This window comes from Arcanobacterium wilhelmae, assembly GCF_029632765.1.
In the GTDB taxonomy this organism is placed as follows: domain Bacteria; phylum Actinomycetota; class Actinomycetes; order Actinomycetales; family Actinomycetaceae; genus Arcanobacterium; species Arcanobacterium wilhelmae.
On the sequence record NZ_CP121247.1, the window covers coordinates 1,284,002 to 1,308,123 of the forward strand.

A 24,122-nucleotide genomic window follows, 5' to 3' on the forward strand; every position below is an offset into this window, starting at 1 on the left:
CGCTTCAGGCTCGCTCGCCGTCAGTTCCACGACGCCGGTGAGCACAGCGAAGGCCCGCAGCTGAGCCGCGGGCCTTCTTGGCGCTACCGTCCAGTGAGCTGCCAGGCGTCTTCCCCGCCCTCACCGGTGCCGTCGTCTTCGTCGTAATAATTCTTTGCTGCCGCAGCCTGCGCAGCTTGAGCCTGCGCTTCGATTGGATCATCCGCGTAACGCGGATCGACGCCCATGACCACGGTCCGGGGGATCTCCTCCGTTTCCGGATCGTCGTCGGCGTCAAACTCCTCGCTGTCAACTACGGATTCGTCGTAAGCGGTTACTTCGGAAGCCTCGCGCGCTACATTCCCGTCGCCCAGCTCCTCGATATCTACGCTTTCCTCCGCAGGCTCGTCCGGGTGCAGATCCACATCCTCGCCCTTGATCATGGCGAGCACGTCCCCCAGCTGCTCGGGCGTGACGAGTACCTCACGTGCCTTCGAGCCTTCCGACGGGCCAACGATCTCACGCGATTCGAGCAAGTCCATCATGCGACCCGCCTTCGCAAAACCGATGCGGAGCTTGCGCTGAAGCATCGAGGTGGAACCAAACTGGGTGTTCACCACCAGCTCAGCCGCCTGAAGCAGAATCTCGAGATCGTCGCCAATCTCCTCGTCGATCTGCTTCTTTTCCGCCTTCGGGATCACATCCTCACGGTAGACGGCCTGCATCTGAGCCTTGACGTGCTTGACGGTGGCAGCGATCTCGTCCTCATCCACCCAGGCGCCCTGCACACGCATCGGCTTCATCGAGCCCGCCGGAGCAAAGAGGGCATCGCCCATACCGATGAGCTTTTCGGCACCCACGGAATCCAGAATCGTACGCGAATCCGTTGCCGACGACGTCGAGAACGCCAGGCGGGAGGGCACGTTCGCCTTGATCAAACCAGTCACCACGTCCACCGACGGACGCTGGGTGGCGAGCACCAGGTGGATACCGGCCGCACGCGCAAGCTGCGTGATTCGCTGGATCGAGGCTTCCACGTCGCGCGGAGCCACCATCATCAGGTCCGCGAGCTCGTCGACGACCACCAGCAGGTAGGGGTACGGAGTAAGCGTACGTTCGGAGCCCTCGTGCGCCGTGACCTGGCCCGAGCGCACCGCCTTGTTGAAATCGTCGATGTGCTTGTAGCCGTAGGCTGCGAGGTCGTCGTAGCGCTGATCCATTTCCTTCACCACCCATTCGAGGGCATCGGCTGCCTTCTTCGGGTTGGTGATGATCGGCGTGATCAGATGCGGGATGCCTGCGTAAATCGTCAGCTCCACGCGCTTGGGATCCACGAGGATCATGCGCACCTGCTCCGGAGTAGCACGCATCATGATCGAGGTGATCATCGAGTTGATGAAGCTGGACTTACCTGCGCCGGTCGCGCCCGCCACCAGAAGGTGCGGCATCTTGGCAAGGTTCGCCACCACGTACTGGCCGCCGACGTTCTTGCCGACGCCGACTACCAGCGGGTGGGTCTGCTTGCGCGCCACCTGCGAACGCAGGACGTCGCCGAGGAGAACAGTTTCGCGATCCGCGTTCGGGATCTCGATACCGATCGCGCTCTTGCCCGGGATCGGGGAAAGAATACGCACGTCCGAGGACGCCACCGCGTAGGCAATGTTCTTCGACAGAGATTCGATCTTGTCCACTTTCACGCCCGGCCCGAGTTCAACCTCGTATTGGGTGACCGTCGGACCGCGCGAGAAGCCGACCACTTCGGCGTCGATATTGAACTCTGAGAACACGCGGGTCAGCGATTCGACCACGCGGTCGTTCGCCTCTGAACGTTCCAGGTGCGGCGGACCAGCCTTGAGGTCATCGAGGCTCGGGAGCGTATAGGTCACGTTCGAGGCGAGCTCGAGCTGCTCGATACGAGGCGGGATCGGCTCCGAATTCTTCGGGGCTTCGAGCTTGCGCGCGGGCACCTTCGCTGGAGCAGCTTTCTTCCCCGACGACGCAGGCGCGGCGGCCGGGTTCTCTGGCTCGGCTGGCGCTGGTGCGGCTTGCTTCGCCTTCTTCTTCGCGAACGGGTTCGTGAGCTTGTGGGTGAGATCGTCCGGATCGCCTGCCACGATCGTCGGCTCGGGAGCAGGCTGGGCTTTCTTTCGACGAAGGCGCGACGACGTAGTCGGCGCGTCCACCTCCTCCGGGTGGTCGAACGGAACAGACGACGTGTGCTGCGCCTCGGCGTCGGCGGCCTCGAGCCTCGCCTCGCGGCGCGAGATCACCCAGTCGATAACGTCGCGAAGTGACATGTTGGTGACAACGAGAACCGCATACAGTGCAAGCAAAATCAGGAGCGGGACCGCGCCCCACACTGAGACCAGCGCCGCGAGGCCAGAACCTGCCATCCAGCCGATGATACCACCGGCTCCTTCGACGGCCGTGAAACTCTTCGTCGGATCCGGGAGCTGGAAATAAACATGGAGCATCCCGGTGAGTGCAACGATGAAAATCCCCAGCCCCACCACGAAGTTCCGGTGGGTACCCGGTTCGCTGCGCTTGAGTAACCGCACCGCCGTTACAAGGGCCAAAAAGGGCGCAAAAACGCTCAGCAGACCCACCGGACCCGCGGTCACATGGTGAATCACGCTACCCAAGATCCCAGACAGCCCAAACCATTCGCGAAGCGCCACGACGATCGCGAGCGCAATCAGGAAGATTGCAAGCCCATCGTGGTGTTCGCGCGCATCGCCTTCGGTGTTTGGTGCCGGTTTGCGTGTTGTGCCTTTCTTTGCCGCGGCCACACATTCTCCTTCTCAAAACAACAGTCTTCTTTAATTTAGTTGCCCGCACCCCAAAATACGATGACGCGCGCCGCACACCGGCATGTGAGCTCGCCTATCGGCGACGGTTACCGCGAGAATTCAGTATTCTGGAAAGGTGAACGTGCCCGGATCAGCGTGGATTGTCATGGCGAGCCTCCTCCTCGCCGCCCTCGGCACGCTCACGTACGTGTGGTTGGCGTGGCGCAACGAACGCATGGCCAGCGCCCGCCTTCGGCGCCAGATCATTGAAAGCTCCCTCTCGCCGGCCTATCTTTCCCATGAAATCCGCACTCCTCTGACGATCATTCGGGCATCGGCAGAGATCCTCGCAACGACGGAGGCGGACGGGCTCACCGCTGCGCAACTGAGATTTGCGCAGACGATCGCGGACAATGCGACGGCCGCGTGCACGTTGGCCGACGAGTTCCTCGTCCTGTTCAACATGGAAAAATCGCTCGCACACCTGGAGTTACGCAAAGTTGAGCTCCGGGCCATGATGCGGCAAGCAATCTCGGATTTCCGGATCATGTACCCTGCCGATATCCGGCTCGATAACCACGGAGCCCCGATCTTTATTCAGGCGGACGAGCGCATGATGAAACAAGTGATCTGGAACCTCTTAACGAACGCCGTCCGACACGGCGGCGAGGACCCGCGGATTACGGTGCGAGTGACATCCAACGACGGCGTGGCACTCGTCGTCGTCGGCGATTCTGGCACCGGTTTTGCGCACTCGCCTAGCGAGCAGCTTCCCCTGCCCGACGTCGGGACTCCGCTCGCCGACAACGTGGACGGACTTCCCAAGTCTGGTTCCGGAATCGGTGTCACCGTAGTGAGACGAACCGTCGAAGCCCACGGAGGAACCTTGACGATCGATACATCACAGAAGGTCGGCGCCCAGATCTATATCCAACTTCCCATCCATGGGAATTCGCTTCAACGCTCAGATGAGGTGACAGCATGACCTCACGGAAAGTTCTCATCGTCGACGACGAACCACAAATCCGCTCGATCCTCGGATACATCGTGGAAACGACTGGCCGCGAATGGGTCGAGGCGCCAAGCGCCGAGGCAGCCGAGGAGCTCCTATCGTCCCAAGAGTTCGCACTGATCATGCTCGACGTCATGCTCCCTGGCACGAGCGGGGTCGAGTGGTGCCGCCAGGTGCGGGCCCGCTCACAAATCCCAATCATTCTCCTCTCGGCACTCTCGGAAGAAGACGACCGGATCCGCGGGCTCGAAGCCGGAGCCGACGATTACGTCACCAAGCCCTTCTCCCCACGAGAAGTCGCGCTACGCATCGAAGTATTGCTCAAGCGAACGAACCCCACGAACCCGTTCATCTCACTCGGCCGTCTCAAGCTCGACCCTGCCAGCGGCAAGGTGACCACACCGACGTCGTCGATCACGCTCCCCGCTACAGAAGCCCGGGTTCTCGAAACGCTCCTCGCCAACATCGACGCCACTGTCTCCTCGGCCACACTCCTCGCCGCCGTGTGGCAAACCACGGAAACCGTGGGCGGAAGAGAAATGGTCCGCATCACCATCCATCGCCTCCGCGCACATTTGAAGCAGGCAGGCTTGGGGGCAGACATCATCGAAACAGTACGAGGAATCGGGTACCGGGTTCGGAACATTAATCTGTAACACTCTGTAACAATCTTTGGCCCACGGAACTTTCGATTGTGTGGCACCGTGGAGGTGTCCACAATGATGTGTTCGACAAGGAGTCAACGATGTCTGTCCTGAAAAAATCCCTCGGTGCCCTCGGCGCCCTCACCCTCGGAATGTCAACCCTCGCCGCATGTGCGGTCGATGATTCGAAACAAGCCTCCGGTAGCGGTTCACTGACCGTCGCCTGCGGAGCGATGGATCAGCTCTGCCAAACGTGGACCTCCAACTTCCAGAAGAAGACGGGGATCCCCACCAAGTTCGTCCGGCTTTCCTCCGGTGAAACGGTCGCACGTCTGACCGCCACGAAGGGCAACCCCGAGTTCGACATCTGGCACGGCGGCCCAGCCGACGGCTTCGGCGCAGCTTCCAGCGCCGGATTACTCGAAAACTACGTCTCCCCCGAGGCGTCGAAGATCGACGCGAAGTACAAGAACGCGGACGGCTCATGGACCGGCGTGTATATCGGCATTCTCGGATTCTGCTCCAACCAGAAGATGCTCGAAAAGCTCGGCGTTGAACAGCCCACCTCGTGGGATGATCTTCTCAACCCGAAGCTCAAGAGCCAGGTCGAATCGGCCCACCCCTCCACCTCGGGAACGGCCTACACCACACTGTGGAGCCAACGCGTTCGTCTCGGTAGCGACGACGCCGCAATCGACTACATGAAGAAACTCTCCGGAAACATCCTTCAGTACACCAAGTCCGGGACCGCACCGGGGCAGGCCGCAGGACGCGGCGAGATCGCCGTCGGAATCTCCTTCCTCCACGACTGCGCCCTCTACAAGGAGCAAGGAATGAAGGACATCATCCTCTCCACCCCGAAGGAAGGCACCGGATACGAAGTCGGTGGCGTGGGCATCATCAAGGGGACGAAGAATCTCGACCTCGCGAAAAAGTACGTCGACTGGGCAATCTCCGCCGAGGCTCAAAACCTCGGCCCCGAAGCCGGCTCCTACCAAGCCCACACCAACCCCGAAGCCAAGGACGATCCTCGCATCCTCAAGCTCGACAATGTCAAGCTCCTTGACTGGAACTTCGACGAGGCCGGCGCGAAGCGCGCCGAACTCACCAAGCGATTCGACAACGAGGTTGTCGCACCGCCGTCGAAGTAACCCCACAAACCAAGGAGAAGAACAATGACAACGATAACCGGCGGTGTGCCAGGTGGCGCGCCAATGCCGCCCTCACCTGATCTCAAAGCTCTCCGCCGGCGCGCGAAGAAAAATTCCAAAGGAAGCAGGGACGTTCCGACCCTCATTCTGACCGCGATCGTGATCGTGCTTCTCCTTGCACTCACGGTGTTCCCGCTGATCCGAGTCTTCACGGAAGCGCTCGGCGAACGCGGATGGGGTGTCCTGACCTCGATGGTCTCCGATTCATACCCGCGGCAAATCATCATGAACACACTCGTCCTCGGCGTCGTCGTCGGGTTGGCGGGAACACTCGTGGGTTTCCTTCTCGCGTTCGCACAAGTCCGCCTGGAATTCCGGGGCAAACGCTTACTCAACATTCTCGCGTTGATCCCGATCGTCGCTCCCCCGTTCGCTGTTGCCACGGCCGTGATCACATTGCTGGGGAGAAACGGCATCATCACCAACGGCCTGCTGGGCCTCACGGATTTCAACATCTACGGACTGAAGGGAATGACACTCGTGCTCGTGCTGTCGTTCTTCCCTGTGTCCTACATGAACTTCCGCGGACTGCTTTCCACTCTCGATCCCTCGCTCGAAGAAGCTGCAGCCGATCTGGGAGCCAGCAAGTGGAACATCTTCACCCGGATCACGCTGCCTCTCATGCTTCCCGGTTTCGCCGCATCGTTCCTGTTGTTGTTCGTCGAGGCCATCGCGGATCTCGCTAACCCCCTCGTGATCGGCGGAAACTACACAGTGCTCTCCTCGCGCGCCTACATCGCATTCACGGGCGAGTACGACATCCCCGCAGGCGCAGCCTACTCGTTGATCCTGCTCGTCCCGTCCATCCTGGTGTTCATCGTGCAACAATACTGGGTGGGCCGGAAGAACACCGTCACAGTTACGGGCAAGCCCGCAGGAAAGACGAAGCTCATCACCGCAAACTCGTGGAGGATCCCGATCCTCACCCTCGTCGGACTAGTGATGGCCGTGATCATCACGCTCTACGCAACCGTCGTGATCGGCTCCTTCGTGAATATCCTCGGAGTGGACAACACGTGGACGCTCAACAATTACCGCTACGTCTTCTCCGGCATCGGCAACGAAGCAATCATCGACACCACACTCATGGCGTTGATCGCCACCCCGATCGCAGCTTTCCTCTCGATGCTCATTGCGTGGCTCGTGGTTCGTAAGCTCAAGCGAGGCAAGGGGATCCTGGATTTCATTGGCATGCTCGGTCTGGCGGTTCCCGGAACGGTTGTCGGCATCGGCTACGCCATCACGTTTAACAATCCCGTGATCTTCGGCGGCCGCATGTGGCTCCCAACCCTCGGCGGCGGAGCGGCGATCTTCGGCGGCGCCATCGCGATCATCATGGTCTACGTGATCCGTTCGATCCCCTCCGGCCAGCGCACCGCCATCGCGACCCTCCAGCAGATCTCGCCGTCGATCGAAGAAGCTTCCGCTTCCTTGGGAGCGAACTCGTTCAAAACGTTCGTCAAAGTCACGTTGCCGCTCATCCGGCCAGCGCTCGCTGCCGGGTTAATCTACGCGTTCGCGCGAGCAATGACCACCCTCTCCCCCGTGATCTTCCTCGCCACGCCAGACGTGCAGATCATGACGAAGATGATCCTGGCAGAAGTCGACGCCGGACGCTTCGGCAATGCCTTCGCGTTCTCGATGGTCCTGCTCCTCATCGTCATTACTGTGATCGGCCTGATCGAGCTAATACTCGGCAACGGCTGGACAAAGCTCAAAAAGAAGCTCGCAAAGTAGCGGCACCCCACAACGTAAAGGCAGAAAAATGAAAGATACCCACACCGAGACCAACGGACACGTGGTCCTGAGCAACATTGTCAAAGAGTTCCCCACAGATCGCGGCATCTTCCGCGCCGTTGATAACGTCAATATCGATATCCAGCCCGGAGAGTTCCTCACGCTCCTCGGCCCCTCCGGGTGCGGAAAAACCACAACGCTTCGCATGGTCGCCGGTTTCGAAACCCCGACGTCGGGCGAAATCACGCTGGATGGCAAAAACATCGTCAGCGTGCCCCCGGAGAATCGCCCGATGACCATGGTGTTCCAGTCCTACGCCCTGTTCCCGCACCTCACAGTGCGGCAGAACATCGAATACGGTCTCAAGATCAAGAAGATGAAGAAAGCCGAGATGGCCACCGCCGTCGACGCCGCCCTCGCCTCGATGAGCCTCACGAACCTGCAGGACCGCGCCCCCTCGCAGCTCTCGGGCGGCCAGCAACAGCGCGTCGCGCTCGCGCGCGCGATTGTAATGCAACCAAAGGTACTCCTCTTCGACGAGCCGCTGTCTAACCTCGATGCAAAGCTCCGCGAGCGCATGCGCCTCGAACTTCGCCAAATGCAACGCAGGCTTGGGATCACCTCGCTGTACGTGACCCACGATCAGTCCGAGGCGATGACGCTCTCCGATCGTGTCCTCGTGATGAACAATGGCATGATCGAGCAGATCGCCACGCCTGAGGAAATCTACCGCCACCCCGCCTCCGTGTTCGTCGCCGATTTCATCGGACGCGCCAATTTCCTGCCAGCGGACGTCCTGAGCAAGGGCGAGGGAGTAGTGACGGCGAACGTTTTGCACCAGCAGGTCACGGTACCGGCTCACGATTCCGTTGCGGACGCCGATGAGGTCGTGGTGCTCCTGCGTCCCGAGTCGCTTCGGCTCTCGCCGCTTGCGCCCGGCTCCGAGGAGGCAATCTCCGGGACCACCGTGCGCGTGCTCGCCACCGTGTTCTATGGCGACCACGTCGAATACCAGGTCGAATCTGAGGCGGGCACCGTCGTCGTGATCGAATCCGACCCCGACGTCGGCGCCATCAGCCACGAAGGTGAGTGGGCCACGCTCTCGTACAACACGTCAAAGGCGTGGGCTCTGCCCGCGGCCTAGCGCACCTCACCATGGTTGTGGGGGCGAGGTGGAAACCTCGCCCCCACAACCATTTCTGCGCGGAAACGCTCACGCAAGTGAACGCGCCGTCAGACCTCGATGACCGTTGGAAGAATCATCGGCGAGCGGCGCAACTTGCGCGCCGCCCAACGGCCGATCACACGGCGCATCGCCTGTTGCATCTGATACGGAGTATTCGACTCGTTGAGTACCGCTTTCTGGAGTGCGTCGGTAACGTCCGCTTGAATATCCTCGAATACCGAATCGTCCTCTGCCATGCCACGCGCCTGAATATGCGGGCCGGTAAGGATTGTGCGCTCCTGGCCATCGACCACCGCGAAGATCGAGATAAAGCCCTCCGCACCAAGCGTGAGACGATCCGTGAGATCCGCCTCCGAGATCTCGCCAACCGATGAACCGTCCACGAACACCAGGCCAACATCGACCTTGCCCACGATCTTTGCCATGCCGTCGTGAAGATCCACCACGGTGCCATCTTCAGCCAGGATCACGTTCTCCGGCGGGACGCCCGTCTTCACGGCGAGCTTGCCGTTAGCAACCAGATGGCGAGGCTCGCCGTGAATCGGCATCACGTTCACCGGCTCGACAATGTTGTAGGCATACAGGAGCTCACCCTCCGCACAGTGGCCGGAAACGTGCACGCGCGCATTACCCTTGTGCACCACGTTCGTCCCGAGCTTCGTGAGACGGTTAATCAGGCCGAACACCGAGTTCTCATTACCCGGGATCAGCGAGGATGCGAGAATCACCGTATCGCCAGGGCCCACCGTGATCGACTTGTGGGTGCCGGAAGCGATACGCGAAAGCACAGCCATCGGTTCGCCTTGCGAACCTGTGGACATGTAGCAGATCTCCTGGGGCGGAACCGAATCCGATTTCTTCAAATCGATCAGCGTGTTTTCCGGAACGTCAAGGTAGCCGAGATCCGCCGCGATCCCCATATTCTTCACCATGGACCGGCCAACGAAGCAGACCTTGCGACCATACTTATGCGCTGCGTTTAAGACCTGCTGCACGCGATGCACGTGCGAAGCGAACGACGCCACCACAACCTTGCCGGTGGCCTGCGCAAACACCGACTCGATCACTGGGCCGATCTCGGCCTCCGAGCGAATGAACCCCGGAATCTCAGCGTTCGTGGAATCCACCATGAACAGGTCCACACCGTCGTCGCCGGCTCGGGCGAACGCACGAAGATCCGTCACCCGCCCGTCCAACGGAAGCTGATCCATCTTGAAATCGCCGGTATGGAGGATCGTCCCACCCTTCGACTTCATCAGCACGGCAAGCGCATCAGGGATCGAATGGTTCACCGCGATGAACTCACACTCGAACGCGCCAAGCTGCTCGACGTCGCCTTCTTTCACCACCAGCGTGTACGGCTGGATCCGATGCTCGGCGAGCTTCGACTCCACCAATGCGATAGTGAGCTCGGAGCCAACGAGCGGGATGTCCTTGCGCATACGCAACAGGTAGGGAACACCACCGATGTGATCCTCATGCCCGTGGGTAAGCACGATCGCATCAATATCATCCAGGCGATCCTTGATATAGGTGAAATCGGGCAGAATCAGATCGATGCCTGGCTGGTTCTCTTCCGGGAAGAGCACGCCACAATCGACCACGAGCAGGCGCCCGTTGCATTCGAAAACGGTCATGTTGCGGCCAATTTCCCCAATGCCGCCGAGGGGAACAATTCTTACAGTATCCGGCGCAAGCGGTGCCGGCAGTTTTTCTTTAGTCACGCCTCCATTCTCTCACGAATTGGCCACGACTCACTGGCGAAGGCGTGAGAGAATAGCCAAGTGTTAGAGATGAAGCAGTCAGTACGTCCAGCCCTCCCGTCCGACGCCGGCGCGATCGGCGCGATCCAAGCCGTCACCTTGCCGGCCGCGGTACGCGCCGGAACCGACCAGCACATCCCCGACGAGGCTTTCCCGTTTACCGCTGATGTGCTGGCACAATCGTGGAGTCAGACGCTGGAGAACCTGCCGTCGCTTGAGCACTTTGTGGTCGTTGCGATCGAGAACCAGCAGGTGGAGGGTTTCGCCGCGATGGCTCCCGCGGAGCCGATTATTCTCGACGGCGATCCCGACGGCGGCTTGGATCCGGAGACGGGTGCGGCGCGGGTTGCGTTCGAGATCACGAACTTCGAGGTGGATCCGCGCTTCGCGAGCCACGAGCATGACGCGCGCTTGATGGCCGCGCTCACCGATATCGCACGAGGCGAAGGCGCCACCGAGCTCCACATTTGGGCGATCGCGGGGAACGACGCCGTCACCTCAATCCTTTCACGCACCGGTTTCGCTCCACGCCCGTTCCGCCGTGTTGCGCAGATCGCGGGCGCGAATATCGCGGAGCACCTGTGGTGGGTCACGCTCGGAGAGGATCCGCACGCTTCCCACGAGCACTGAGCCCCGACGTTGAAGGCAGACGTTCCTGATGCGGTAAACGTTTCCCTGTAAGCGACGAAACGGCGGGTTTTCGCGTTTTCGCGAAAACCCGCCGTTGGCATGAATCCTCCAGAGCTATTTTTCTCCCGCGATCACGAGGGAACGCGGGCCAGACGCCAGGCGCTGCGCGAGGCGTTGCACGTCCTCGCGGGTCACGCCTCGGGCGGCTCGAAGATTCTCCTCGATCGACCAGATTTCGCCGCGAATGAGTTCTGCGAAGCCGAGGCGCGAGCGGCGGAAACCGTTCGTCTCAGATGAGAACACGAGCTGGGCACGGCGCTGATTAAATGCCGTGAGCAACTCCTGTTCGGTGATCCCGTTGGCAGCGATCTCGTCGAGGCACTCCCCCATCACGGTGGCGACCTCGCGAGCAACTTCCGGTTGGCACTGCGCTTCGAGCGCGAACAGCCCGCCCTCAGGATTGGACATCATCCACGAGTACGTGGAGTACGCGAGCCCCCGCTTTTCGCGCACTTCCTGGAACATACGCGACGACTGCCCACCACCGAGCACCGTATCGAGGACGATCGCGGCTTGCTCGTCGGCATCCGATAGCGCGAGGCCTGGCATTCCGACGACGACGGCGGTCTGACGGCCGGGGTGCTCGATGAACTTCTCCGAGCCTGCCGTGTACGCGATGTCACCCGTCCGACGTCGGGGCGCAGGCTCAGCTCCCTCTGTCAGATCCCAGCCCGAGTGGCGCAGCAACGCCAGAACCATCGCACACAACTCGTCGTGGTCGACGTCGCCGGCGGCGGTGACCACCAGCTCACTGGAGCGGTAGTTCTCGCGATAGTGCGAACGCATCGCCTCAGGAGCGAGCGAGCGCACCTCGTCGCGTGAGCCGCCTACCGGGCGCGCCAGCGGGTGGCTCCCCCACACGAGCGGCAGAATCCCCTGCTCGGCAACTTCCGAGACGTCGTCTTCCGAGGCTGCGAGTTCTTCAAGAATCACTCCACGCTCGAGTTCCATATCCGCCTCATCGAGGCGCGAAGCAGTGACCATATCGATCAACAGTTCGAGAAGCTGCGGCATGTCGTCGGCAAACACGCGTCCGTAATAGTTCGTGTAGGCGCGCGCGGTGGCAGCATTCATCGCTCCGCCGAGGAAATCACCCAGCTCCGAGATCTCCTTCGCCGTCCGGTTGTGCGTGCCCTTGAACAGTAAGTGCTCGAGGAAATGGGTTGAGCCCTCGTGGCCGGGTGCTTCGTCACGGCTGCCCGCGCCGATCCACAACGCGAGCGAGACCGAACGCTGGCCCGGTACCTTTTCCGTGAGCACACGGATGCCACCGGGCAAGATCGAACGGCGGCCGATCACGCCGTTCTCTTCGAAACGGATGTCGCCCTGATCAGCAGTAAACGGAATTCGTGAAAACATCTCTCCCCTAAGAATGCGCGTTGAGGGCCTGGGAAAACCCAGGCCCTCAACATTTAAGCTATCGCTCAGTCCTCATCGTTCGAGCGAGTGCGGGTGCGACGGCGGGGGCGGCGCTCACGCTTCTCGCCCTTCTCCTCGCTACCAGACTTTCGCTCTGATTCGGCGGCCTTCTCTGCCTCGAGCTGCTCCTCGGTGAGAACAGCGTGGAGGGAAAGCTTGCCACGAGCGTCGATCTCGGCCAGCTCGACCTCGACCTTGTCGCCAACGTTGAGTACGTCTTCCACGTTTTCCACGCGCTTGCCGCCCACGAGGCGACGAATCTGCGAGATGTGGAGCAGGCCGTCCTTGCCCGGCGAGAGCGAGACGAACGCGCCGAACGTCGTGGTCTTGACCACGGTACCGACGAAGCGCTCGCCAACCTCCGGCATCTGCGGGTTAGCGATCTGGTTGATCGTTGCGCGCGCAGCCTCTGCCGAGGAGCCGTTGGTGGCGCCGATGAACACGGTGCCGTCTTCTTCGATGGTGATCTCCGCGCCAGTATCGTCCTGGATCTGGTTGATCATCTTGCCCTTCGGGCCGATGACTTCGCCGATCTTGTCCACCGGGATCTTCACGGTGATGATGCGCGGAGCGGTCTCAGCCATCTCCTCGACCTCCGGCACTGCCTGCTCGATCAGATCGAGGATGGCGAGGCGGGCGTCGCGAGCCTGCGAAAGCGCAGCCGCGAGAACCTCAGCCGGGATGCCATCGAGCTTGGTATCAAGCTGGAGAGCCGTCACGAAGTCGCGCGGGCCTGCGACCTTGAAGTCCATATCGCCCAGGGCATCTTCTGCGCCGAGGATGTCGGTCAGAGCAACGTAGCGCTGCTCGCCCTCGATCTCGCCCGAGATCAGGCCCATTGCAATACCCGCAACCGGAGCCTTGAGCGGCACGCCAGCGTTGAGCAACGAAATGGTGGACGCACACACGGAACCCATTGACGTTGAACCGTTCGAGCCGAGAGCTTCAGACACCTGGCGGATCGCGTACGGGAAATCCTCACGCGACGGAAGAACCGGAACCAGGGCGCGCTCGGCGAGCATGCCGTGGCCGATCTCGCGGCGCTTCGGGGAGCCAACGCGGCCGGTCTCACCCGTCGAATACGGCGGGAAGTTGTAGTGGTGCATGTAACGCTTGTGGGTCACAGGAGTGAGGTTGTCGATCTGCTGCTCCATCTTGAGCATGTTCAGGGTGGTCACTCCCATGATCTGGGTCTCGCCACGCTGGAACAGTGCCGAGCCGTGGACGCGCGGAAGCACGCCAGCCTGGGCAGTGATGGTACGGATCTCAACCGGGCTACGGCCATCCATACGCTCACCAGTGGTGAGCACGCGAGCGCGCATCTCCTGCTTCCAGTGAGAGTTCACGGCGAGCTTGAGCGCCTGCTCACGCTCCGGGAACTCCTCGGAAAGCGCCTCGACGATCTCGTTGGTGACTTCACCCAGGCGGTCGTCGCGCTCGTGCTTATCCTTGATACCCCACAGGCTCTCGAAGTGACCCTTGAGCTTCTCGCCCGTGGCCTCGAACTCTTCCGGCGTGTAATCCGGGAAGAGCGGGAACTCACGGGTCTCCTTGCCGGCCTGGGCAACAAGCTCAGACTGGGCCTCGCACAGGACGCGGATGAACTTCTTTGCAGCCTCGAGGCCGCCAGCAACGACTTCCTCGGTGGGCTTGGTACCGCCAGCGGCGATGTTCTCGAGAGCGTTCTCGCCGCCCTCGGCCTCCACCATCATGATGGCCACATCATCGCCAACCACGCGGCCGGCCACCACCATGATGAAGGTGGCGCGCGGCAGATCGCTGAAGCGCGGGAACGCCACCCACTGGCCGTCGATGAGGGCCAGGCGGGTACCACCGACCGGGCCGGAGAACGGCAGGCCGGAGAGCTGGGTGGAAGCGGACGCGGCGTTGATCGCCAGCACGTCGTAAGCATCGTCCGGGTGAACCGAAAGAACGGTTTCAATTACCTGGACCTCGTTGCGCAGGCCCTTGACGAAGCCCGGGCGAAGCGGGCGATCGATCAGGCGAGCAGCGAGGATCGCATCGGTGCTCGGGCGGCCTTCACGGCGGAAGAACGAGCCCGGGATACGGCCAGCTGCGTAGGAGCGCTCTTCCACGTCAACGGTGAGCGGGAAGAAGTCGAAGTGCTCCTTCGGCTGGCTGGACACAGCGGTGGTGGAGAGAACAACAGTCTCGCCATCCAGGTAGGCCATCACTGCGCCGGCTGCCTGCTGGGCAAGCAGACCGGTCTCGAAGCGGATGGTGCGGGTGCCGAACGAGCCGTTATCGATCACGGCTTCGGCAAACTTGATTTCAGGACCCTCCATGGGACCTCCTTCTTTTCTTTCAATCCTTCGGCCATCGTTTGTCATGCTCGCTTCCGTGCGCACACCACAACCGACAACCGAGGGGATTTTTCTTCATGTGGGCTTATCGCCCTGGCTCCGGCAGGAGCGGATCGAGTTTCCTCGAGATACACACCGTTTTGTGCGGTGCGTGGAAAGACGGCCCGAATTTTACTTCGGGCCGTCTTTCTTACCTCAGCGGCGAATGCCGAGGCGCGAGATCAGCGAACGGTAACGCTCGATGTCCTCTTCCGCGAGGTAGCGGAGAAGGCGCTTACGCTTACCGATGAGCAGCATGAGGCCGCGGCGCGAATGGTGATCGTGCTTGTGCGACTTGAAGTGCTCGGTGAGGCCCTTGATGCGCTCAGTCAGGATCGCAACCTGGACCTCCGGGGAGCCGGTATCGCCCTCGTGGGTTGCGTATTCCTTGATGATGGCATCCTTGCGCTCTTTTTCGAGAGCCATACGTTTCTCCTTATATCGTTGCACGGAGCCCGGGGCATGTTCACCCGAGCATGACGCTCCGTGGCCGGCAGACGGCCTTCCTAGCCTACCACAGCCGTTCCACCACTCACGACGCGGTGCGCAACTTACACAGGTGACGTCACCCACGCCCCGACGTCGGGAATCTCAGGTGCACTGTCCCGACATATTCAACACTTACCGAGAACGTTAATGAGAACTCTAGTGAGAACAATACCCACCTTATTAGCATCTTGCAATATCCTAATAAGGCTGGCAGACTGGAGCCATGAGCAAGACGAACGAGAATGAAGAACGCGAGCAGTGCGATGCACTTGCTGAGACAGCCGCGCTCTTCAAGGCACTCGGCTCCCCCAAGCGCCTCGCGCTCGTCTCGCTGATGACAAAAAAGGCAATGACCGTGTCGGAACTCGCGCAAGCAGCCAACATGGCCCAACCTCTCGCATCACAGCACCTCAAAGTGCTCCGCGAAGCCGGAATCGTCACCTCGATCCGAGAAGGAATGAGCGTGCGATACGAACTCGCGGATCACCACGTGGCTCACATCGTGGAAGATGCCCTCCTCCACACTGCCGAACCACACACTCACACTTCGGGCACACAGCCCACCAACAATTAAGGAGAATCCCATGTCGGTACACGAGCACGCCGAGCACACCCTCGCTGAGCATACCCACGGCGAAGGCTGCGGCCACGATATGATCAACCACGGCGACCACGTGGATTACATCCACGACGGCCACCTCCACCACGTGGACGGCGATCACTACGACGAGCACATCGCAGAGCACACCATGGAAGAGCACACCCATGGCGAAGGCTGCGGCCACGACGCCGTCAAGCACGGCGATCACACCGATTACGTGCACGATGGCCACCTGCACCACGCAGACGGCGATCACTACGACGAGCACGCAATCGTTGCCTGAATAAACTAATACGGTGACGCGGCGAGGATTTCCTCGCCGCGTCACCGTATTTTTGGCCAAAAACTGCGCAGACCCGCATTCCCTGTCAGATGCGCCAAGGCCACACCCGACGCTGCACCTCGCGGTGTCCCGAGATTGCGGCTCGTTACTGGGCAGTCACCTTCGCGGGATCCACACGCGTCGACACCGGCACGCCGAGCACATCTGCGCTCACCCGCAAATCCTCGTCCATTCGTTCCAGCAATCCCTCGAGTGAATCGAAGGTCATCATCGGGCGTACGTATTCGATGAACTCCACCGCCACGCGCTCGCCATAGAGGTTCAAGTCAGAACGGCCAAGCACGTGAGCTTCAACCGTGCGGATCTCCCCATTGAACTGAGGATTCGTTCCCACCGAAATCGCCGCAGGCAGATAGACGCGCGTATTTTCCGGGCCGCGCTGAATCAGCCAGCCCGCATACACGCCATCCGCCGGGATCTCCCCCAGCCCATCACCGTGCAAATTCGCCGTCGGGAAGCCGAGCTCGCGCCCACGCTGGAACCCGTGGCTCACTTCGCCAACGATGCGGTGTGGACGCCCGAGCACCTTCGCAGCACCTGCGACGTCGCCGGCTGCCAGAAGCTCACGGATCCACGACGACGAAAACCTCCGGCCGTTGTCCGCAACGAGATCGTCAACCAAAGTCACGTCAAAACCGAACTGCTCGCCGAGCGCAACCAGGACATCGCCGTCGGCGCAGTTTCCCGCGCCGAAGCGCACGTCGTGGCCCACAACCACAGCCTGCGCTCCAAGGACACCCAGGAGCTGATCACGCACGAACCCCTCGGGGCTCGCAGCCGCGTACTCGAGCGTATAGTGCTGCACCAGAACGCCGTCAATGCCGGCTGCCTCAAGACGATCCAAGCGGTCCTCGAGCGATGTAATCATCGCTACCGGTCGATCCGGCAGATGAACTGCTACCGGATGCGGGTCGAACGTCAGCACGACCGCAGGCACTCCGCGCTCACGGGCCTGGCGAATCGTTTCGTTCAAAATCGCCTGGTGGCCACGATGAACACCGTCGTACACGCCGATCGTTACCACCGACTCGAGATCGGCGGGAACCTCGGCGGCATCACACCATCGCTTCACTTGGAACGAAGGCCAAGCTGCATGCGGCCGCCCGAAATATCCTCAGGGGCTTCGGCCGGAGTATTCTCGGTGCGCACACCATGGTGACGGCCCTTACCGCCGCAACCACAGCCACCGTGGCCATGCCCGTGGCCCGCGCCGTGTGCGTGCCCGTGGCCGTGGCCCTTACCTCCGCAGCCGCAACCCGAGGTCGCCGGCTGGGTCTCAATCATATTTTCACTCATGCGCATCAGTTTAATGTTTTACAAATCACCATGCCAGACGACATATCTCACGGAAACGAGTTGAGGGTGGCACGGACACACCGGCCACCCTCAACTCGCCAATCGCCGTGCTTACGGCAGGTAGTACGTGGGGTTTGGAAGCTTGTAAGCAGTATCCGAGTGCCCACCGATCAGATCCGAATACTGATCGCCGAAGTTCCCAACGATCGTGTAGCCAAGATCCTTCTCAATATGGGCGCGCGTGCCAGCCTTGAACTCCACCGTGGTGCACTTCGCACCGGCACACTTAATGTACGACGGCATTTTCGCCGGATCCGACGACGGCTTCGTGAAGTACAAGCCATCGGTGAACTCGGTGTAGCCAACGGCACGGAGGTTACGCAGCGTCCACGCCTTCTGCGACGTCGAACGCCCGGTCAGTCCGATAATCTCACACCCCGCATCCTTGGCAACCTTGACGAGTTTCACCATGCCAGGGGTTGCCGGCATATCGTTCTTCTCCAGGTATGCCTGCTGGAACTGCGGCGTGAAGCTGAACTCCATCGCCTCCTCCATGTCGTATGTCCATACCGTCGTGTCGTCCGCATCGAGCGTGATGGCAGGCTTCTTCCCTTCCGCGACAGCTGCACGGCACGCTTGCGCGACCTTCGCGCTCGCGTCCTGCGTCACCTTCGCCATCTCCGTCAAATATGGAGACTTTTCCTTGTCCGCAACGTACGCACCGGCGTCGTTCTTGTGAGCATTGTAGTAAGCGCGAATCGTGGCCTTCACAACGTCCATGTTCGGAAATCTGTATCTTTCACGCCAGCCTTCGCACCGCTCGAGCCATCAGGAAGGAGCGTGTAAGTTCCTTCGCTCGGCGCCATTCCGGCGGCAGCATCCTTTGCTTCCCATTCCTTGTTCAGGTTCGGGCTCGGCAGATAGTATGTGGCGTTCGGAAGCTTCACCCAGTGGAGTGCCGCGCCTCCCTGGAGATCCGACCACTGATCGCCGAAGTTACCTGCGATCACATAGCCGAGGTCGTCTTGGATGTGGCGGCGCGTTCCTGCCTTGAAGGCTGCCGTGGAGCACTTGCCCTTGGCCACGTCGCAGAAGCCCTGCTTCACGAGGTACTCGGGCATCTTGGCCCCGTTATCGAACTTGGTGAAGTACTTATCCGAGGTGAAGATCGGCGAGCCATCTGCATCCACGTAACCAACATTCAACAGATTCGCCAGGGTGGCGTCCTTCTGGGAATCCTTGCGTCCGGTGAGGCCGATGATCTCGCAGCCCGCAGCCTTCACTTCCTTGACAAGCTTCACCATTCCCGGGGTGGCTGGGAGATCGTGCTTCGCGAACCAGGCGTTCTGCTTATCGACGCTGAAGTTGAAGTTCATGAACGAATCTTCCATGTCATATGTCCACAGCGTGGTGTCATCAGCGTCGAACACAGCTGCTGGCTTCTTCCCTGCCGCGACCTGCGCGCGGCACTCCGCCGCGATCTGTGCCGAGGCGCGCTCCGTGATCGCAGTGACGTCGCGAATGTAGGGCGAATCGTTCTTGTCTGCGATCCCCTTGGGTGCATTCATGTAGGCGCGGATCGTCTTCTTCGCAATATCCCAGTTCACCAGCTTTTCGCCAGACGCGGTGAGCCCTGTCGAGCCGTCCATTTTCAGCGTGAAGGTTGTGGCCGGAGCCATCCAGCTCTCGTCCGCGTCCGATCGGGGCGACGACGGCGCTGGCGCGGGTTTGGTTGGATCCGCTGGTTGTGTCGTTGCCGACGGCTTAGGAGGCGTGCTCTGATCGGCTTTCTTCCCCTGATGGGTATCCTTCGACGCGTCGTAGTGGTAGCCCGCCGGGCACGCCTTCTCCCCCGCCGACGCCGATGCGCCAGGGACGTTGGCCACCAGCCCGACCCCTACAAAAGCCAGCACCATGACGGCGGCGATCGCGCCCCGGCGTCGGCGGACCACGGCCACAATGCCAACCGCAACCAGTAACAATGCAATCAACGCGGCGACAGCCGCGGCGGAGCCGGTTCTCGCAAGATCCGGCACACAATACTCTGGAATCACTTCATCTCCTCATCGAAATCACAGTGATGCCCGGGAGATCCCCGGAGAATTTGATGCTACGCCCCTCTCGCCGCTGTGTTCGCGCGAAACTGCCATTCCGCAAAGTATCCGCAACAGCTGAAAGCACTTGCGCAAATAGCGCACAATCGTGCACATATCGAGATTCTTGCGCTAGCAAACGTGCGGGAGGGGCGGTCCACACCGCCCCTCCCGCACGTCTTCAGTACTGCACAATCTGCTTCCAGGAAATCCTTACGCCGAAGGCACCATGATCTGAAGATCGGGTTTGAGTTTGCCCGCACGAGGCGAAACCAGCGCGATTGCTTTCCCATCGCAGAATGCTGCGGCTGGCCACGAATCGGACGGGCGTTTGTCAATAAACTGCCCGCGTCCGAGGAGCTGAGCTTCTGCGTCGCTCACCTCGATCACGGGGAACACATCGCGGCACACGGCGTCGATTCCGCGCACCGGGATCGCCTCCCCCGAATGGACTGCGCCGGCAAGCTGTTCGATCGTTACCGCGTCGGACACGTTCCAGGCGCCCACTCGCGTTCGCCGAAGCATCCGCAGATGCGCGCCAACGCCGAGCGCCTCGCCCAGATCGCGGCCGAGCGCACGGATATACGTGCCCGTGCTGACCGACGCGGTTGCGTCCATCAGCACGACGTCGTACTCGCCGCTACCGTCCGAGAACCATGCTTTTCCGAGCTCCGAGGTGCGTCGGAACTCGGCGACGTGCACCTCCCGCGCCGGGATCTGCACGTCCACACCCTCGCGCATCAGCTCGTGGGCACGCTTGCCATCGATCTTAATCGCGGACACCGACGACGGACGCTGCATGATATCTCCCGTGAGCGTCGCCATCGCGGCGTCCACAGCCTGCGGCGTCAGGCCATCAGCGCTGCGCACCTCGAGCACGTCGCCGTCGGCATCCTCGCTCGAGGTGGTCACGCCGAACGCGATGCGCGTCTCGTACGTTTTATCGTGCCCCGTGATGTACGTGAGGAGCTTCGTGGCGCGCCCGATGCCGATCACCAACAATCCGGTGGCCATCGGATCGAGCGTGCCCGCGTGCCCCACTTTCCGAGTACCAGCAAGGCGGCGAACGGCGCCGACGACGTCGTGAGACGTGACGCCCTGTGGCTTATCGACGAGGACGATGCCATCGGGTGCCGTGTTCACCGCCCGCGGGAGATCACCCCACGGCATCTGCCGGCGCTCACCTGCCATCAGGCCAGTTCCTCAGCTGATTCTGCCGATTCTGCAGCCTCCACCTCACGCGGCTTCTTGTACGGATCGGCGTCGCCCGCGTAGGTTGCGCCTTCAGCCGCCTGGCGGATCTTCTCGTCGCGGAAACGCGCCGCAGTAAGCACGTCTTCGAGCGAACGAGCCGTTTCGGGAAGAGCGTCGAGAACGAACTCGAGGCTTGGCGTGAGGCGCAACCCCAGCTGCTTGCCCACGTTCGAGCGCAACATGCCCTTGGCAGATTCGAGAGCCTTCGCGCTCTGCCGGGCCTGCTCCTCGCCACCGAACACCGTGTAGAAGACCGTAGCGTGCTGGAGATCGCCCGTCACGCGGACGTCGGTCACTGTGACCATACCGAGGCGCGGATCCTTCACGCCGGAATCGAGCAGACGCGCGACCACTTCGCGGATGCGCTCTGCTACCTTTGCTGCACGTGGATTGGTCATGAATTCCTCCTTAGGGAAAACGTGGGCGGCCGCAGCCGCCCACGTTCATCGTCCATCGATCAGTCGCGCGGAATCTCGCGCATCTCCCACGTTTCGATGATGTCGCCTTCCTTAATGTCCTTGTAGCCCAGAGTGATACCACACTCGTAGCCCTCGCGGACCTCGGTCACATCGTCCTTCTCGCGGCGCAGCGACTGGATCTCCAGATCTGCTGCGATCACAGCTCCGTCGCGAACCAGGCGAGCCTTCGTGCCACGCTTGATCGAGCCCTTGCGGATGATCGAACCAGCGATGTTGCCGAACTTGCCCGAACGGAACACCTGGCGGATTTCCGCGGTGCCCAGCTGGTGCTCTTCGTAGATCGGCTTGAGCTTGCCCTTCATGGCGGACTCGACTTCGTCGATCGCGTCGTAGATGACGTTGTAGAACTTCATCTCCACGCCCTCAGAATCAGCGAGCTCCTGCACGCGCTCAGCAGGGCGCACGTTGAAACCGATGATCACAGCGTTATCAACGGTCGCCAGATCGACGTCGGACTGCGTAATCGCGCCAACGCCACGGTGGATTACGTTGAGCTGAACCTCGCCGTCGCCAACCTCGATCTCGTAGAGCGAGGATTCGAGCGCTTCGACTGAACCGGACGAATCGCCCTTGATGATGAGGTTGAGGTGCTCGATCTTGCCCTCTTCGATTGCGGCAGTGAGATCCTCGAGCGAGATGCGCTTGCGGCGCTTCGCCAGGGTTGCCGCACGCTTGGCCGCCTCGCGTCGCTCGGCAATCTGGCGAGCCGTGCGATCATCTTCAGCCACGATCAGCTGATCGCCAGCGCCTGGCACCGACGTCAAGCCCAGCATCTGCACCGGACGCGACGGACCGGCTTCCTCGATGCGGTGGCCCCACTCGTCGGCCATTGCACGGACACGGCCGTACGCAGTGCCCACCACAACGGAATCACCAATGCGAAGCGTACCGTTTTGGACGAGCGCAGTAATCACCGAACCGCGGCCCTGATCGAGCTTGGCCTCAATCGCCACGCCGCGCGCCGGACCTTCCGGATCGGCCTGCGGAGTCACCAAAATATCGGACGTGGTAATGACCTGCGCGAGCAGCTCCTCGATACCGATCTTCTTCTTCGCCGAAATATCGACGAACGGAATATCGCCGCCGTACTCCTCGGCCACCAGCTCGTACTCAGTGAGCTGTGCGCGCACCTTACCCGGGTTGGCTTCCGGAAGATCGATCTTGTTCACTGCCACGATGATCGGCACTTCAGCCGCCTTGGCGTGGTTAATTGCCTCGACCGTTTGCGGCATCACGCCGTCGTTCGCGGCCACGACGATGATCGCGACATCGGTGACATCTGCACCGCGGGCACGCATCTGCGTGAACGCCTCGTGGCCCGGGGTATCGATGAACGTGATCGTGCGGCGCTCGCCCTCAACATCCACGTGCGTCTGGTACGCACCGATGGACTGGGTGATACCGCCCGCCTCACCTTCGACGACGTCGGCGTGGCGGATCGCATCCAGAAGCTTCGTCTTACCGTGATCGACGTGGCCCATCACCGTCACAACCGGAGGACGCGGCTTCAAGCGATCCGGATCCTGCTCGGCCTCTTCGGCCTGTAGATCGATATCGAAGGCCTCGAGGATCTCGCGATCCTCGTCCTCAACCGACATGATCTTGATGTCGTAACCGAGCTCGGCACCGAGCAACTGGAACGTATCCTCATCGAGGGACTGGTTCGCGGTTGCCATTTCGCCCATGCGGAACAGGACTGTCACCAGTGCTGCCGGATCCGCCTGAATCTTCTCAGCGAAATCGGCCAGCGAAGCGCCCTGTCGAACGCGCACCACTGTGGAACCATCGCCACGGGGCACCTGGACGCCCTGGAGCATCGGCGAGCTCTGCTCTTCATACTCACGCTTGTTGTTCTGCTTCTTTCGGCCGCGCGACTTCCCGCCGCGACCGAACGCGCCGGCAGTGGAGCCGCCGCGAGCCTTACCACCGGAGCGGGTGAAACCGCCGCCCGGACGATTTCCGCCGGGGCCACCGTGACCACCACGGCCGCCACGACCACCGCGGCCACCGCGCGAATCTGCGGTCGGCTGAGGCATCTGATCTGGCATCAGGGCCGGCGAGGGACGACGTGCGCCAGGCTTCGGAGCGCCGCCACGGCGCTGACCACCCTGGCCGTTGCCGCCCTGGCCATGGCTACCTCCCGCATTTGCGCCAGCCGCAGGCTTACCTGCGCCCGGCTTACCGCGGGTCCCCATGCCCTGGTTGGAACCGAATGGCGAGTTGCCCGGACGTGGGCCCTTGCGGCCCGAGTTCATGCCCTGGTGCGAGGCGAAGGGCGAGTTACCCGGGCGTGGGCCACGACGCTGCGGGCGCGGCGCGACGGCGTCGCGAGCCGCTTCAGCACTGCGATGCGCTTCACCTGGGGTTGCCACCGAGCGCTTCGGCTTAGGAGCCTCATGCTTCTCTTCTGCCACGGGTTGGGCCGGGACCGGCTTGTTCGCGCCCGGCTTCGGGGCGCTCTTCGCACCCGGCTTGGGCGCGAACTTCTTCACGTCCGCCGACGCCGGGGCTTCAGACTTCTTTTCGGCGGGCTTTGCTTCGGTAGCCTTGGGAGCCTTTGCCGGAGCCTTCGCCTCTTCCTTCTTCGCAGCCGGAGCGGAATCGAGCTCCTCCGGGTGCTTCTCATAGTATTCGCGTGCGATACGCACAACGGGCGCCTCGATCGACGAGGACGCACTCTTAACGAATTCGCCGTTTGCCTTCAGCGTTTCAAGCAGCTTCTTGCTGGTAACGCCGATTTCTTTGGCGAGTTCATGTACGCGGACCTTTGCCAC

The 24,122-nt window shown here is 61.5% G+C and carries 20 protein-coding genes; 8 read left to right on the plus strand and 12 right to left on the minus strand.

The features are described from left to right. Window positions 1-83: 83 nt before the first annotated feature. Window positions 84-2,768, minus strand: coding sequence for an FtsK/SpoIIIE family DNA translocase (locus tag P8A24_RS05790; RefSeq protein ID WP_278057676.1), 2,685 nt, complete (start codon window positions 2,766-2,768; stop codon window positions 84-86). A 136-nt stretch (window positions 2,769-2,904) separates the two neighbouring features. Here P8A24_RS05790 and P8A24_RS05795 point away from each other — a divergent pair, with 136 nt between their 5' ends. The 5 genes from P8A24_RS05795 to P8A24_RS05815 all read left to right on the plus strand — a co-directional run bounded on the left by P8A24_RS05795 (window position 2,905) and on the right by P8A24_RS05815 (window position 8,516). Beyond that, a complete protein-coding gene (locus P8A24_RS05795) occupies window positions 2,905-3,753 on the plus strand; it encodes a sensor histidine kinase (protein WP_278057677.1) in 849 nt (282 codons plus the stop codon). Continuing rightward, window positions 3,750-4,436: a response regulator gene (locus P8A24_RS05800; protein ID WP_278057678.1), complete on the plus strand. Its 687-nt coding sequence runs from the start codon at window positions 3,750-3,752 to the stop codon at window positions 4,434-4,436. The genes P8A24_RS05795 and P8A24_RS05800 overlap by 4 nt, the downstream gene beginning before the upstream one ends. Window positions 4,437-4,525: 89 nt before the next feature. After that, entirely contained in the window at window positions 4,526-5,575 is a 1,050-nt protein-coding gene (locus P8A24_RS05805) for an ABC transporter substrate-binding protein (protein WP_278057679.1), read from the plus strand. 24 nt (window positions 5,576-5,599) lie between these two features. Continuing rightward, window positions 5,600-7,372, plus strand: coding sequence for an ABC transporter permease (locus P8A24_RS05810; RefSeq protein ID WP_278057680.1), 1,773 nt, complete (start codon window positions 5,600-5,602; stop codon window positions 7,370-7,372). Window positions 7,373-7,400: 28 nt separating this feature from the next. Further along, complete coding sequence (locus tag P8A24_RS05815; RefSeq protein WP_278057681.1) at window positions 7,401-8,516, plus strand: ABC transporter ATP-binding protein; 1,116 nt, start codon at window positions 7,401-7,403, stop codon at window positions 8,514-8,516. 89 nt (window positions 8,517-8,605) lie between these two features. Here the strand turns inward: P8A24_RS05815 and P8A24_RS05820 are convergent, their stop codons facing one another. Beyond that, window positions 8,606-10,282 (minus strand): ribonuclease J, encoded by a 1,677-nt coding sequence (locus P8A24_RS05820; protein ID WP_278057682.1) that lies wholly within the window; start codon window positions 10,280-10,282, stop codon window positions 8,606-8,608. Between the two features lie 69 nt (window positions 10,283-10,351). Here P8A24_RS05820 and P8A24_RS05825 point away from each other — a divergent pair, with 69 nt between their 5' ends. Then, window positions 10,352-10,951, plus strand: a complete 600-nt coding sequence (locus tag P8A24_RS05825; protein ID WP_278057683.1) for a GNAT family N-acetyltransferase — start codon at window positions 10,352-10,354, stop codon at window positions 10,949-10,951. A 114-nt stretch (window positions 10,952-11,065) separates the two neighbouring features. On the opposite strand, the gene P8A24_RS05830 is transcribed toward P8A24_RS05825, so the two are convergent. From P8A24_RS05830 to rpsO, 3 genes are all read right to left on the minus strand, one after another. Beyond that, on the minus strand, window positions 11,066-12,370 hold the full coding sequence (locus P8A24_RS05830) for a M16 family metallopeptidase (protein ID WP_278057684.1): 1,305 nt from the start codon (window positions 12,368-12,370) through the stop codon (window positions 11,066-11,068). Window positions 12,371-12,435: 65 nt separating this feature from the next. Beyond that, window positions 12,436-14,736 (minus strand): polyribonucleotide nucleotidyltransferase, encoded by a 2,301-nt coding sequence (locus P8A24_RS05835; protein WP_278057685.1) that lies wholly within the window; start codon window positions 14,734-14,736, stop codon window positions 12,436-12,438. Window positions 14,737-14,949: 213 nt separating this feature from the next. Then, complete coding sequence (gene rpsO / locus P8A24_RS05840; protein WP_278057686.1) at window positions 14,950-15,219, minus strand: 30S ribosomal protein S15; 270 nt, start codon at window positions 15,217-15,219, stop codon at window positions 14,950-14,952. Window positions 15,220-15,505: 286 nt separating this feature from the next. Here rpsO and P8A24_RS05845 point away from each other — a divergent pair, with 286 nt between their 5' ends. Further along, window positions 15,506-15,856, plus strand: coding sequence for an ArsR/SmtB family transcription factor (locus P8A24_RS05845; protein WP_278057687.1), 351 nt, complete (start codon window positions 15,506-15,508; stop codon window positions 15,854-15,856). Window positions 15,857-15,866: 10 nt separating this feature from the next. Then, window positions 15,867-16,166 carry a hypothetical protein gene (locus tag P8A24_RS05850; RefSeq protein ID WP_278057688.1) on the plus strand — a complete coding sequence of 100 codons (300 nt, stop codon included), beginning with the start codon at window positions 15,867-15,869 and terminating at the stop codon, window positions 16,164-16,166. Between the two features lie 145 nt (window positions 16,167-16,311). Here the strand turns inward: P8A24_RS05850 and P8A24_RS05855 are convergent, their stop codons facing one another. The 7 genes from P8A24_RS05855 to infB form a co-directional block, all read right to left on the minus strand. Next, a complete protein-coding gene (locus tag P8A24_RS05855) occupies window positions 16,312-17,298 on the minus strand; it encodes a bifunctional riboflavin kinase/FAD synthetase (protein ID WP_278057689.1) in 987 nt (328 codons plus the stop codon). Next, entirely contained in the window at window positions 17,295-17,522 is a 228-nt protein-coding gene (locus tag P8A24_RS05860; RefSeq protein WP_278057690.1) for a hypothetical protein, read from the minus strand. The genes P8A24_RS05855 and P8A24_RS05860 overlap by 4 nt, the downstream gene beginning before the upstream one ends. Before the next feature lie 111 nt (window positions 17,523-17,633). Then, entirely contained in the window at window positions 17,634-18,302 is a 669-nt protein-coding gene (locus P8A24_RS05865) for an HAD family acid phosphatase (RefSeq protein WP_278057691.1), read from the minus strand. Continuing rightward, window positions 18,290-19,576, minus strand: a complete 1,287-nt coding sequence (locus P8A24_RS05870) for an HAD family acid phosphatase (RefSeq protein ID WP_278057692.1) — start codon at window positions 19,574-19,576, stop codon at window positions 18,290-18,292. Before P8A24_RS05870 ends, P8A24_RS05865 begins: the two co-directional genes overlap by 13 nt. Window positions 19,577-19,828: 252 nt before the next feature. Further along, window positions 19,829-20,806 (minus strand): tRNA pseudouridine(55) synthase TruB, encoded by a 978-nt coding sequence (gene truB / locus P8A24_RS05875; protein ID WP_278057693.1) that lies wholly within the window; start codon window positions 20,804-20,806, stop codon window positions 19,829-19,831. Next, window positions 20,806-21,267, minus strand: coding sequence for a 30S ribosome-binding factor RbfA (gene rbfA / locus P8A24_RS05880; RefSeq protein WP_278057694.1), 462 nt, complete (start codon window positions 21,265-21,267; stop codon window positions 20,806-20,808). Before rbfA ends, truB begins: the two co-directional genes overlap by 1 nt. Window positions 21,268-21,326: 59 nt before the next feature. Further along, entirely contained in the window at window positions 21,327-24,122 is a 2,796-nt protein-coding gene (gene infB, locus P8A24_RS05885; protein WP_278057695.1) for a translation initiation factor IF-2, read from the minus strand.

Excerpts from the sequence above, each read along its gene's own strand:
- P8A24_RS05845 (WP_278057687.1), top strand. The coding sequence starts at position 15,506 with ATGAGCAAGACGAACGAGAATGAAGAACGCGAGCAGTGCGATGCACTT.
- P8A24_RS05815 (WP_278057681.1), top strand. The coding sequence starts at position 7,401 with ATGAAAGATACCCACACCGAGACCAACGGACACGTGGTCCTGAGCAAC.
- P8A24_RS05865 (WP_278057691.1), bottom strand. The coding sequence starts at position 18,302 with ATGGACGTTGTGAAGGCCACGATTCGCGCTTACTACAATGCTCACAAG.
- rbfA (WP_278057694.1), bottom strand. The coding sequence starts at position 21,267 with ATGACCAATCCACGTGCAGCAAAGGTAGCAGAGCGCATCCGCGAAGTG.
- truB (WP_278057693.1), bottom strand. The coding sequence starts at position 20,806 with ATGGCAGGTGAGCGCCGGCAGATGCCGTGGGGTGATCTCCCGCGGGCG.
- P8A24_RS05810 (WP_278057680.1), top strand. The coding sequence starts at position 5,600 with ATGACAACGATAACCGGCGGTGTGCCAGGTGGCGCGCCAATGCCGCCC.
- P8A24_RS05805 (WP_278057679.1), top strand. The coding sequence starts at position 4,526 with ATGTCTGTCCTGAAAAAATCCCTCGGTGCCCTCGGCGCCCTCACCCTC.
- P8A24_RS05800 (WP_278057678.1), top strand. The coding sequence starts at position 3,750 with ATGACCTCACGGAAAGTTCTCATCGTCGACGACGAACCACAAATCCGC.
- P8A24_RS05850 (WP_278057688.1), top strand. The coding sequence starts at position 15,867 with ATGTCGGTACACGAGCACGCCGAGCACACCCTCGCTGAGCATACCCAC.
- rpsO (WP_278057686.1), bottom strand. The coding sequence starts at position 15,219 with ATGGCTCTCGAAAAAGAGCGCAAGGATGCCATCATCAAGGAATACGCA.
- P8A24_RS05860 (WP_278057690.1), bottom strand. The coding sequence starts at position 17,522 with ATGAGTGAAAATATGATTGAGACCCAGCCGGCGACCTCGGGTTGCGGC.
- P8A24_RS05830 (WP_278057684.1), bottom strand. The coding sequence starts at position 12,370 with ATGTTTTCACGAATTCCGTTTACTGCTGATCAGGGCGACATCCGTTTC.
- P8A24_RS05835 (WP_278057685.1), bottom strand. The coding sequence starts at position 14,736 with ATGGAGGGTCCTGAAATCAAGTTTGCCGAAGCCGTGATCGATAACGGC.
- P8A24_RS05825 (WP_278057683.1), top strand. The coding sequence starts at position 10,352 with ATGAAGCAGTCAGTACGTCCAGCCCTCCCGTCCGACGCCGGCGCGATC.